This is a genomic window from Mesorhizobium sp. M0185 (assembly GCF_040322175.1).
GTDB lineage: Bacteria > Pseudomonadota > Alphaproteobacteria > Rhizobiales > Rhizobiaceae > Mesorhizobium.
In genome coordinates, this window is sequence record NZ_JAMYSY010000002.1 from 279,748 (window position 1) to 291,269 (window position 11,522).

Here is an 11,522-nt window from a genome sequence, read left to right on the forward strand (position 1 = left end):
CGATCCTGTGGGGTGACCGTCCGGCGGGGGCTTGAATGCATGCGTCCCAAAACTGCGTAACGGTTTGGGAATGCATGAAACGAAGATCCAGGCGCGTCGCGTAAGTCAGTTTCAAACGCGCCGCGCCCGGTCGAGGGGCCACCCGCGGAAAGACCCATCAGCGGCCGGCTGAAACCGGCTCAGGAAGTAGCGATGCGCCGTTTCGCGGTCCTCATCACGCTGATGCTGCTTGGTGCCTGCTCGACGGTCGAGGATCTGACGCCATCGCTGTCGTCGTCCAGCGCCCCGACGGTTGCGGTACGCGCGCCCCGTTTTGCCGATTCCGACCCGCATGAATGGGATAGCGGCGCACCGTGGAGCTACGCCGTCCACGGCACCGACGTCTCCAAATACCAGACCTCGATCGACTGGCCGGCGGCCAGGGCCAGCGGCATCTCCTTCGCCTTTATCAAGGCAACCGAAGGCGGAGACCGTTTCGATGAAGCTTTCAACGAGCATTGGAGCCGCACGAAGGCCTCGGGCGTCCCCCGTGCCGCCTATCATTTCTTCTACTTTTGCACGCCGGCCGCTACCCAGGCGCGCTGGTTCATCCAGAACGTGCCCAAAGACGGTTCGGCGATGCCGCCGGTTCTCGACATGGAATGGAACCCGAAATCGCCGACCTGCAAGCTGCGGCCCGATCCCGCCACGGTACGCAGCGAGATGAGCACGTTTCTCGAAATCGTCGAAAAATACTACGGCAAGAAGCCGATCATCTACACGTCTGTCGATTTCTTCGAAGATAACGGTTTATCGGGCTTCCGCAATTACCCCTACTGGCTGCGCTCCGTCGCCGGGCACCCGCGCCAGAAATACGGCAGCCATCCCTTCACCTTCTGGCAGTATACCGGAACGGGTGTCGTGCCGGGCATGGCCGGAAACGCCGACATCAGCGTCTTCAACGGCTCCGAAGCCGCGTGGAAGAAGTGGTTGCGGCAGAACACCCGTTGACACCAGGCCTGCCGCCTGCTTTTCGACACAGCCAACGACGAATGCCTGCAACCGCCGGTAATCTTCTTGGAAGGATAGCGATGCGATTGCGCTTTGGACTTCTCGCGGCGCTGCTCCTGACCGCCGTGCCGGCCGCGGCACAGCAATGCGGCGGGGATTTCGAGTCATGGAAGCACGGCGTGGCGGCGGAGGCCAGGGCGGCCGGCGTCGGCGCTGCCGGCCTTGATGCGCTGGAAAACGCCACCCTCGATGAGAAGGCGTTGGCACGCGACCGCGCCCAGGGCGTCTTCACCCAGACCTTCATCGAATTCTCGAACCGCATGATCTCGTCGCATCGGCTGAAGCAAGGTGCGGCCAATCTGCAAAAATATGCCGAGGTCTTTGTCCGCGCCGATCGCGAATACGGCGTGCAGGCGCCGGTCATCGCCGCCTTCTGGGCCCTGGAGACCGATTTTGGCGCCGTGCAGGGCGATTTTCATACGCTGAACGCGCTGGTGAGCCTTTCGCATGACTGCCGCCGCCCGCAGTTGTTCCGGCCGCAGATCGTCCCGCTGCTGATGTTGATCGATCGCGGCGTCGTGCCGGCCGACGTCACCGGTGCCTGGGCCGGCGAGATCGGCCAGACGCAGATGTTGCCTTCCGACTATCTCGGCCACGGCGTCGACGGCGACGGCGACGGCCTGGTCGACCTGCGCGGCAGCGCGCCCGATGTGATCATGAGCACGGCCAGCAAGATCCAGTCGCGCGGCTGGAAGCGCGATCAGCCCTGGATCGAGGAAGTCCGTGTGGCCGACGATTTGCCGTGGGAGCAGACGGGGCGCACCAACAAGCTGCCGTTGACGCAGTGGGCGCAGTGGGGCGTTACCAGGCCCGACGGTACGCCGCTTCTCGACAACGGCCTGAAGGCCGGCCTGGCGCTGCCCATGGGTCGCAAGGGGCCTGCCTTCCTGACCTACGACAATTTCGACGTCTATCTCGAGTGGAACCAGTCATTCACCTATGCCCTGACCGCGGCAAATCTTGCCGCCCGGCTGGGGGGCGCGCCGCGATTCGATCCGCGCAGCCCCGAACCCGGCCTCAACGGCGACCAGATGAAGGCGCTGCAGACCAAGCTCGAGGCGAAAGGCTATGACGTCGGCACCGTCGACGGCATACTGGGCACCAACACCCGCGAAGCGATCCGCAAGGAGCAGAAGCGGCTGGGCATGCCGGTCGACGGCTGGCCGACGCCGGAGCTGCTGGCGAGACTGTGAATGGTGAATGGTGAATGGTGAATGGTGAATGGTGAAAAAGAATAGCACCGGAGCCGCACTGAGCACCAGAGGTTACTACTATTCACTATTCACTATTCACTATTCACTATTCACTATTCACTATTCACATCACCGCCTGGCAAGCAGGAAATCGATGAACGCTCGCAACGGTGCCGGAACCTGGCGGGAACTCGCGTGATATAGATAAAAGCCCGGAAATCTCGGCGACCAGGCGTCGAGAAAGCGGATGAGCTTTCCCGCTTCGATCCATGGCCGGACCTGATATTCCAGCATGTACGCCACGCCGACCCCATCCAGAACCGCCCCGATCATCAGTTCCGTATCGTTGACCGTCAGGCCGCCGCTGACAGCCACTTCCAAGGCACGTTGGCCCCGGGCGAACTCCCAGCGGTAGAGATTGCCGCCGCTGGGCCACTGGAAATTGATGCACTGGTGCTGATGCAGATCCGCCGGGTGACGGGGTATCGGGCGATGCTCCAGGTAGCTCGGCGCGGCCACTGCGGCCATCTCCAGTTCGTCACTGAGTTTTACCGCCACCATGTCCTTGTGCAGCCGCTCACCCAATCTGATTCCGGCATCGAAGCGGCCCTCGACGATGTCGGTGAGCATGTCGTCGACAATGATTGTGAGGGCGATATCGGGATAGGCCCGGCGGAAATCGCCGAGGATCGGCGCGATGAAACGCGTGGCGGCAATGCGCGGAACATTGATGCGCAGCGAGCCTGCCGGCCGGCCGCGTGATGCATGCGCGTCGGCGACGGCCCCTTCCAGTTCGCTGAACGCCGGTGCGATGCGGGCAAACAGCTTCTCGCCCTCAGCCGTCGGCGACATGCTGCGCGTGGTGCGGTTGAGCAGGCGGACACCGAGACGCTCTTCCAGCCCACGTATCGTCTGGCTGAGTGCTGGAGGCGAAATCCTGAGTTTGGCCGCGGCGCGGACGAAGCTGCCCTCTTCGATGATTGCTGCAAATGCCGTGAGTTCGGAAAACTCGGTTCCGCGCATTATGTACCCCAGCCTTAACAAGTCAGTAAGATAATAGGCTATTCTCTGAGCAATAGCATGCCCATAGCTTTCCCTGGAACGCCCGCTCGATCGAGGCGGCCGTAATCAGACGGAAGGAACAGCCATGCATCGTCCACTCGAAGGCAAAACCGCACTTGTGACCGGCAGCTCGCGTGGCATCGGGCGCGCCATCGCCGAGGGGCTCGCGGCCAAGGGTGCTGCCGTGGTCGTCAACTATGTCGGCAACGAGAAAGCAGCCAGGGAAGTGGTTGCCGCCATTGAAGGGATTGGCGGAAAAGCCGTCGCCATCCAGGCGGACGTCTCCAGCATCCCCGACATTCGCAGGCTGTTCGACGAAACCGAACGGCAGATGGGGCCGATTGACATCGTCGTCGCCAATGTCGGCGTCGCTGTCATAAAGCCGCTCGTCGAGGCCACCGAAGCGGACTTCGATCACGTGTTCGGCGCCAATGCCAAGGGCACCTTCTTCACGCTTCAGGAAGCGGCGCGCCGCGTTCGTGACGGTGGCCGCATCATTGCCGTTTCCACCGGTGGAACCAGGATGTTCTTCACGCAAACGGCGCTTTATCTCGGCAGCAAGGGAGCCGTCGAGCAGTTCGTCCGCGTCCTCTCGCGCGAACTCGGCCCGCGCTCCGTCACCGTGAATGCGCTTTCACCAGGCTTCACCGACACCGACCTGCTCCCCGAACGGGACCGCGCCGTGGCCGCCGGCATGTCGCCCTTCGGCCGGATCGGAGCACCGCACGACGTCGCCGATGTCGCGGTTTTCCTGGCCTCGGACGAGGCTCGCTGGCTTACCGGCGAGAACATCCAGGCCGGCGGCGGCGTGGCCTGACTGAATGGTGAATGGTGAATGGTGAATGGTGAATGGTGAATGGTGAATGGTGAATGGTGAATGGTGATAATTCACCGAAGCGGACGGAACGCAAGAACTACTTCTATTCACTATTCACTATTCACTATTCACTAATCCGCCATCGTCTCCAGGCTGGCAAACCCCTGCGGCGCATCGCCTTCGTCGAATGGCGTCGCCACCTCGACGAAAGTGTCGGGATAGAAGCCGTTGAACCGTGTTCGGAGCGACAGCGAATAGGCGCCGATATGGCCGATCTCGATCCAATCGCCGGTATCGACGGTTTCGGGCAGCCAGAACGGCCGCGACAATATATCGACGGAATCGCAGGTCGCGCCGCAGACCTTGAACGGCACGATGGTCTTGTCCTCGCCATTGCGCGAGCGGATCGCCGGATCGGGGATGAAGCGCGCCGGCAGCGTGATCTTGCCGGTCCATGAATCCGACAGCGACGCCCAGATGCCGTCATTGATGTAGAGCCTTTTGCCCTTGCGCAGCAGCACGCGCACGATCAGCGACAGGCAGCGCGCCACGATCACCCGGCCGGGCTCGGCCACCAGCGGCATCTGGTCGAACTGGTACTCCTGGAGGTCGCCCGACAGCCGCGACATGATCTGGCCGAGCGACGGCATTTCCGGCTTGCGGCTGTTCGGATCATGACCGTATTCGGCGGGAAAGCCGCCGCCGACATCGAGCCCGGCAATGTCGAAACCGACGCGGTTGCGCACCCAGTCGGCGGAGGCCAGCGCCCGCTCATAGGTGTCGGGATCCTCGATCTGGCTGCCGACGTGAAAGCACAGCCCGACCTTGTAGCCCGTCCGGTTCAGCCGTTCGGCCAGTTCGACCGCATTGGCCGGTCCGGCGCCGAACTTCTTCGACAGTTCGTAGGCCGCCGAGCCTTTCGTCTGGATCCGCACGAACACGGTGATGGCGCCCGGATCGATGTCGAGCGCCCGCACCACCCTGGTCAGCTTGGTGACCTCGTCCTCATGGTCGAGCGAAATGACGCGGATGGCGTATTTTTCCAGCGCCAGCCTGATGTCCGACTGCGCCTTCACCGGGTGCATGTAGAGCATCTCGGCGTCCGGCGAGACGGCGCGCACGGCGGCGAATTCGCCGGGCGAGGCCACATCGAAGGCACCGACGCCGGCCTCGACCAGGGCGTTGAGCACGATCCGCTCGCCATTGGTCTTGACCGCATAGGCGGTCTTGCCGGGAAACATGCCCATGAACTGTTTGGCGTCCGCCTTCAGCACCTGCGGGCGGAAGCAATAGATCGGATCGTCCGGGCGAAGCGCCAGCGCTGCCTCGCGGGCATTTTCGAATCGCTGCATGGACGAATCCCTTGACTGAGGCTGCGCACAATTAATCCAAGCTAGCGGCTAATGAAAACAATTCTATGTCTCGCCGCCCTGGCTTCGCGGCGCTACGCCGGTGCTGCAGGCCGGTTATGAGCGAGCTAGGCCATCGCTCAGGTTTCGGGTGGCCCTTGCGGCCGGATCGGGTATGGCGTGAACAGACGCCTGAAGAGCAAGGCATCTCGTCTGGGAGGACGACCAATGGCGATAGCTGCCACCACCACGATGCGCGGTCCGATGGTGCTCAAGGACTGGGCGCAGCTTCTGCTGCTCGGCGCCGTCTGGGGCGGTTCGTTCTTCTTTGCCCGCATTGCGGTGGCGGAACTTCCGCCGCTGGTGCTGGTGCTGTTTCGCGTCACCATCGCTGCGATCGCGTTGCAGCTCTATCTTGCGGTCCGCGGCCCGTCGTTTCGCCTCGCCTTGCCGCATGCCGGCCTGTTCTTCCTGCTGGCGCTCGCCAACAATGTCATCCCTTTCTCGCTGATCTTTGCCGGCCAGACCGAACTTGGCGCCGGTGTCGCCTCGGTGCTCAATTCGACGACGCCGTTCTGGACGCTGATCCTCGCCAACGCCCTGACCAGCGACGAAAAGCTGTCGTGGAACAAGCTTGCCGGCATCGCCCTCGGTATCGCGGGAACGGCGGTGATGATCGGCCCCGGCCTCGTCGCCGGGCTCGGCGGTTCGGTCTGGGCGAAATTCGCGCTCATCGGAGCGTCGCTATCCTATGCGGTTGCGCTGATGATTGCCCGCCGCCTCAAGGGTGTGCCGTCACCGGTCATTGCCGCCGGACAATTGACCTGCTCGACCATCATCATGATCCCGGTCGTTCTGTTCACCTATGACGCTGCCAATCTGTTTTCGGCCTCGCCGCCGGTGTGGGCGGCGGTGCTGGCGCTGGCGCTGCTGTCGACGGCCTTCGCCTACATCCTCTATTTCAATCTCGTCGCCTCGGCCGGCGCCACCAATGCCTCGCTGGTCACGCTCATCGTGCCGGCCAGTGCCATTCTGCTCGGCTTCCTGTTCCTGGGCGAGCGGCTCGAACTGTTCGAATTGGGCGGCATGGCGCTGATCGCGCTCGGCCTCGTCACCATCGACGGTCGCTTGTTCGGGCGGCGCTAATGCATGTCGCGCAAAGGTGTGCAGCGGTTTTGCGATAACGACATGCATAGAACAAGAACCTAAAGCGCGTCGCATGAGGCCGGTCGAACGCGACGCGCTTTAGAGATGGCGCTATATGGGCGTGATCGCGGGAACAGATGAACCCTGCCATTCCAGACGCCAGATACCGCCTTGCCGGAGATTCTGAACGAGATCGGGAAGGAAGGCGGCAAGGCAGGTCCTGCCAACATGTCTCACGGAAGGATACGCAAGACCGGTCGCGGCGTCTTGCTTGCGGAGTTGCTTCGCCAGCGCCTGACCGGCAGGATAGGCTAAGACAGTATCCGGATCGAGCACCGGGTCCTTGCTGAACTCAGCACCGCGCAGATCGTGAAACGAGCCTATGAAGTCGGCAACGAGCTCCGCGTAGTCGGTGACGTTTTCGAACCGTTCGATCGCGGCAAGCTCGCGCGTCAGATGAAAAGAGACCTCGCCGAGCGCGGTTTCTGCATCGAACGCACAGTACCAGACGCCCCTGGCATCATCGTTGAAACGATTGCCGCCTGGACGGGTGTAAGCGAACGCCGCATTGATGAAGGTGTAGCCCGGTCTCCCGAAAACCAGTTCGCGCGGATCGAGGTCGGGCAATCCCCCTTGCTGCGCCTGAAGACGGCCGCTGGTGGCTCCTTCGAGCTCCGCAAGGTCCTCCAAATCTCCATGATTCCTGGCCAACGGCATCAGGACCGGTTCCTTGAGCCTGCCTGTCGAAATCAGCCGGATCGTGTCGCGCTGGGAAATGTCAGCGCGTGGTGGGATCTGCATTCAAAGTCCACCGCGCAAAGCGTCGATATGTTGGCGAACCTGCAGCAGCTTCGGAATGCCGCCCTCGATCATCACGTCCAGGGGGCGCCGGCCACCATAAAGAGGCCCTTTGTTCGGCAACCGCACCCATTCATCGGCAAGCCCTTCGGAGAACAGAAGCCGCAGTCCCTTGAAGATGCCGATCAGGGCGCTGATGCGTGTCAGCGAATCCTGGGAGAGAACGCCCTCCCACTCGCCTTTCTTCATGCGGAACCAGGTTCTCTCCGACACGTCGCCGATCAAGGTACAGATCTCGGTGCTGGTCAGATGCCAGATGTCTGCGACCCTGACGATGCCGGCAACAGCAGCTGGCGTGATCCGCGCCCGTGCCGAGGCATCCGCCAGATTTGCCGGCAAAGCCTGATTTGCAGGATCGCGAACCGCATAAGCGACACTCATTCCGACCTCCATCACTTGGCAGGCAATATACTGCCAATTGGCAGAAAATTCAAGTCCTGGCTATCTCACAACGCTGCTGGTTGCCCACCGCATTCGTATAGCGTGCAGCATCCGGTTGGATGCGCAAAGGATGCTTCGACGCGTCGAATCTTCAGTCGTTCCGAAAATCGATTCCGATTTCTGCCGCGGTAGCGCTGCCATTCTCGTTACTGCCCCGGCTTTGCCACAAATTATTCACAGGTCCCGAGCCGGCTTTTGACAAAGATTTTCAATGCCTAACGGCAAACGGCAGGTCGCAAATTCCACAATCTCGTCGCATTGCAGCAAAGTTTCTGCTTGCCTGTGGCACAAATGACCCTAGACTCTCGCCATAGCTCTTTAAGAGGAGGCTATGACATGGGACTGACGAGGCCGATCAACGCATTGATGATTTGTGCTGCGTTTGCATTCATCGGCGCCCTCATTATGGGCGTCCTTCCATAAGGCCGCTTAGCGGGGGAAGACCAGCACCGAATATTCCAAACCATTGAAAAGGCCGGGCATTTTGCCCGGCCTTTTGCATTTCCCCGATCTTTGACATTTCAAAAAGGAGCTTGCCGCCTTACGCCGCGGCCGATCCCGCCGCCTCGACTTCGTGCGACCTGATGCCGATCATGTGGCAGATGGCGAAGACCAGATCGGCCCGGTTCATCGTGTAGAAGTGGAAATCGCCGACGCCGCGCTCGACAAGGTCCAGCACCTGCTCGGCGGCCACGGCAGATGCCACCAGCGCATGCGTTTGCGGATCGTTCTGCAGCCCATCGAAACGCTCGGCCAGCCATGCCGGCACCAAGGCGCCGCACCGCGCCGAAAAGTTGGCGACCTGGGTGAAATTGTGCACCGGCAATATGCCCGGCACGATCGGTATGTAGATGCCGGCCCGCCGTGCCCGCTCGACATAGCGCTCATAGAGATCGTTGTCGAAGAAGAACTGGGTGATCGCCCGCGTCGCTCCGTTGTCGGCCTTGCGCTTCAGCATGTCGAAGTCGGTGGCGAAATCAGGACTCTCCGGATGTTTTTCCGGATAGGCCGAGACCGATATGTCGAAATCGCCGGCGCCCTTCAGCGCATCGACCAGTTCGGCGCCATTGGCATAGCCTTCCGGATGCGGCCGGTAAGCCGCGCCGACGCCCTCTGCCGGATCGCCGCGCAGGGCGACGAAACGCTTGACGCCCATATCGGCGAACTCCCGGATCACCGCATCGACCTCGTGACGCGCAGCATCGACGCAAGTCATGTGCGCCGCCGGCGTCAGCGTCGTTTCATTGAGGATGCGCTTGACGGTGCGGGCCGTCCGCTCGCGGGTCGAACCACCGGCGCCATAGGTGACCGAGACGAATTTCGGCTTGAGCGGCTCAAGCCGGGTGACCGTGTCCCACAGCCTTGCTTCCATCTCATCGTTTTTCGGCGGAAAGAACTCGAACGAAACCCTGACCTTGTCGCCGATGTCGGGGCGGCGGGAGAAGCGGAACTGGTTCATCAGGCGGTTTCCCCTATCGGATACGCATTGGCCGGTTGTCTGTCGTTGGAAGGGTCGGCAATCAGCATGCGCCGATCGCGCCCGAGCCAGAGTTTGACGGTGAGCTTGGCCTCGTTGCCGCCGCGCGGCTCGAATTCCTGGCTGTCCTCAAGATCGAGGCCGGCCTCGGAAAACCAGTCGCCAATCTGCCGGTCGGAAAAGCCGAGACGCATATGCGCGTGCTCCTCGCGCAAGAACTCCAGCGCGTGCGGCGCGAAATCGACGATCACCAGCCGGCCGGCCGGGCGCAGCAGACGCGCCGCCTCGCGGATGGCGCGGGCGGGATCGTCGAGATAATGCAGCACCTGATGGATGGTAACGAGATCGAAGGCGTCGCGTTCGACCGGTGGCGCAAAAATGTCGCCCTGGCGCACCTGCGCATTCGAAACGCCGGCCTTGTCGAGATTGGCGCGCGCCACCGTCAGCATTTCGCGCGACATGTCGATGCCGATACCGCGCCGATAGAGCGGCGAAAAGATCTCGAGCAGCCGTCCGGTGCCGGTGCCGAGATCGAGCATCGACTGAAACGGCCGCTTGCCGACGAGCTTGATGAGGGCTGCTTCGACGGCGCGATCCGGCACATGCAGCGAGCGGATATGGTCCCAGCTTGCGGCGTTTACCGAGAAATATTCGGCAGCCCGGTCCTGCCGCTTGCGCTTGACCGCGGCCAGCCGTTCGAGATCACGCTCGACCTGCGGATCGGCGCCGCGGATGCCGGAGACCAGCCTGAGCACGAAATCGCGCGACGCGTCGGAATCCGATAGCCGGAAGAACGCCCACGAGCCCTCCTGGTAGCGGCCGATCAGCCCGGCCTCCAGCAGCAATTTCAAATGGCGCGAGACGCGCGGCTGCGACTGGCCAAGGATTTCGGTGAGATCGGACACGGTCAGATCGCCGCGCGACAGCAGCGCCAATATGCGCAGCCGGCTGGATTCGGCAGCCGCCTTCAATGTATCTACCATCGTGTCGAGAGCGACATGCATGCGAGCATTCTCTTTGAAAAAGATATAAACATATGTTTATGTCGATTTTGATGGGCTTGCAAGCGCTATGTCGCTTCCGGACAAGAAAATGACGCATGCGTGGCGGATCGCGCAAAGTCGGAAGCATGATCGAGGCGAGACCCATGTTCGAAACGCGCAGCGGCGAAAAGCTTCTGGAAACCGACCCGGCAACGATGCCGCCGGATGGCCATGTCGTCTTCATCGGCCGCATCGCTTCGCCTTGGGTCACGCGGGAGACCTGCCCCAAGAACATGAAGGCAGCGCGGGAGATGGGACAGCCGGCGGTTCTCACGATCGATCCGCTCTATCGGGACGGCCTGCTTGGGCTGGAACGCGCTAGCCACGTCATCATCCTGTCCTGGCTGCACCATGCGCCGCGGCAACTGATTGTCCAGAAACCCCGCCATGCCACGGAGCCGAAAGGCGTCTTTTCGCTGCGCTCCCCTGCCCGGCCGAACCCAATTGGGCTGCACGTCGCCAAGCTGGTTGCCGTCGACATCGACACCGGCCGCGTCGATCTCGATGCCATCGACGTGCTCGACGGCACGCCGGTCATCGACATCAAGCCTTATTTCGCCTCGACCGATGCCTTCGCCGAGGCGACCATCGCCGGGCGGGACGAGTCAGGGCCGGTGGAGTGATGAGCGCGCCGACCGGCCGCCGCCGCGCCGTCGCCAAGGCGCTGACAGCGCTCCTGCCGCTGGCGCCTTATGCCGACATGGAAAAGATCCGTGCCGATGCCGGCGCCGTGCACATGAAGAGCTTGCCGCCGAGCATTGCCGTGTGGCTGGCAACGATTGCGCATATTCGCCACGCCCACACCGACTACGAAAAGCTGCTGGCCGAAGGCTATGACCGCGATTCCGCGCGCTTCTTCGTCATCGAGCAGACCAACATCGTGCTGACCCGCTGGCGCGCCACCCGGCTGCTCGACGATGAGGATGAGGCGTAGAGAATAGCAGGCACGCGCGTCGAGTTCTACGGCGCCCCCCTCTGGCCTGCCGGCCATCTCCCCCTCAAGGGGGGAGATCAGCAGCTTCGCCCTAGCCGCCAATCCTGCAACGTTGGTGATTGGCGGAAGCAGACAAGATACCCCATCTCCCC

12 protein-coding genes are annotated in these 11,522 nt (G+C 62.2%); 6 read left to right on the forward strand and 6 right to left on the reverse strand.

Going from position 1 to position 11,522, the window contains the following annotated elements; genetic code table 11:
- Positions 1-192 precede the first annotated feature (192 nt).
- Both NKJ20_RS03135 and NKJ20_RS03140 read left to right on the forward strand, forming a co-directional pair.
- Positions 193-990: a glycoside hydrolase family 25 protein gene (locus NKJ20_RS03135; RefSeq protein ID WP_352742493.1), complete on the forward strand. Its 798-nt coding sequence runs from the start codon at positions 193-195 to the stop codon at positions 988-990.
- A gap of 80 nt (positions 991-1,070) precedes the next feature.
- Positions 1,071-2,243 carry a lytic murein transglycosylase gene (locus NKJ20_RS03140; protein WP_352742495.1) on the forward strand — a complete coding sequence of 391 codons (1,173 nt, stop codon included), beginning with the start codon at positions 1,071-1,073 and terminating at the stop codon, positions 2,241-2,243.
- 129 nt (positions 2,244-2,372) lie between these two features.
- Here NKJ20_RS03140 and NKJ20_RS03145 read toward each other — a convergent pair whose 3' ends face one another.
- Entirely contained in the window at positions 2,373-3,266 is an 894-nt protein-coding gene (locus NKJ20_RS03145; RefSeq protein ID WP_352742497.1) for a LysR family transcriptional regulator, read from the reverse strand.
- A gap of 124 nt (positions 3,267-3,390) precedes the next feature.
- Here NKJ20_RS03145 and NKJ20_RS03150 point away from each other — a divergent pair, with 124 nt between their 5' ends.
- On the forward strand, positions 3,391-4,122 hold the full coding sequence (locus NKJ20_RS03150; protein ID WP_352742499.1) for an SDR family oxidoreductase: 732 nt from the start codon (positions 3,391-3,393) through the stop codon (positions 4,120-4,122).
- Positions 4,123-4,253: 131 nt separating this feature from the next.
- Here NKJ20_RS03150 and NKJ20_RS03155 read toward each other — a convergent pair whose 3' ends face one another.
- A complete protein-coding gene (locus tag NKJ20_RS03155) occupies positions 4,254-5,474 on the reverse strand; it encodes an alanine racemase (protein ID WP_352456188.1) in 1,221 nt (406 codons plus the stop codon).
- Between the two features lie 225 nt (positions 5,475-5,699).
- Between NKJ20_RS03155 and NKJ20_RS03160 the strand changes: the two genes are divergently transcribed.
- A complete protein-coding gene (locus NKJ20_RS03160; RefSeq protein ID WP_352742500.1) occupies positions 5,700-6,617 on the forward strand; it encodes a DMT family transporter in 918 nt (305 codons plus the stop codon).
- Between the two features lie 111 nt (positions 6,618-6,728).
- On the opposite strand, the gene NKJ20_RS03165 is transcribed toward NKJ20_RS03160, so the two are convergent.
- From NKJ20_RS03165 to NKJ20_RS03180, 4 genes are all read right to left on the reverse strand, one after another.
- Positions 6,729-7,418 (reverse strand): RES family NAD+ phosphorylase, encoded by a 690-nt coding sequence (locus NKJ20_RS03165; protein ID WP_352742502.1) that lies wholly within the window; start codon positions 7,416-7,418, stop codon positions 6,729-6,731.
- Positions 7,419-7,856, reverse strand: a complete 438-nt coding sequence (locus NKJ20_RS03170) for an antitoxin Xre/MbcA/ParS toxin-binding domain-containing protein (RefSeq protein ID WP_352742504.1) — start codon at positions 7,854-7,856, stop codon at positions 7,419-7,421.
- A 601-nt stretch (positions 7,857-8,457) separates the two neighbouring features.
- On the reverse strand, positions 8,458-9,375 hold the full coding sequence (gene metF, locus NKJ20_RS03175) for a methylenetetrahydrofolate reductase [NAD(P)H] (RefSeq protein ID WP_023676795.1): 918 nt from the start codon (positions 9,373-9,375) through the stop codon (positions 8,458-8,460).
- Positions 9,375-10,397, reverse strand: a complete 1,023-nt coding sequence (locus tag NKJ20_RS03180; RefSeq protein WP_352742506.1) for an ArsR/SmtB family transcription factor — start codon at positions 10,395-10,397, stop codon at positions 9,375-9,377. The genes metF and NKJ20_RS03180 overlap by 1 nt, the downstream gene beginning before the upstream one ends.
- Before the next feature lie 143 nt (positions 10,398-10,540).
- Here NKJ20_RS03180 and tsaA point away from each other — a divergent pair, with 143 nt between their 5' ends.
- Both tsaA and NKJ20_RS03190 read left to right on the forward strand, forming a co-directional pair.
- Positions 10,541-11,059 (forward strand): tRNA (N6-threonylcarbamoyladenosine(37)-N6)-methyltransferase TrmO, encoded by a 519-nt coding sequence (gene tsaA, locus NKJ20_RS03185; protein ID WP_352742507.1) that lies wholly within the window; start codon positions 10,541-10,543, stop codon positions 11,057-11,059.
- Positions 11,059-11,370 (forward strand): DUF2293 domain-containing protein, encoded by a 312-nt coding sequence (locus NKJ20_RS03190; protein WP_352742509.1) that lies wholly within the window; start codon positions 11,059-11,061, stop codon positions 11,368-11,370. Before tsaA ends, NKJ20_RS03190 begins: the two co-directional genes overlap by 1 nt.
- Positions 11,371-11,522 lie beyond the last annotated feature (152 nt).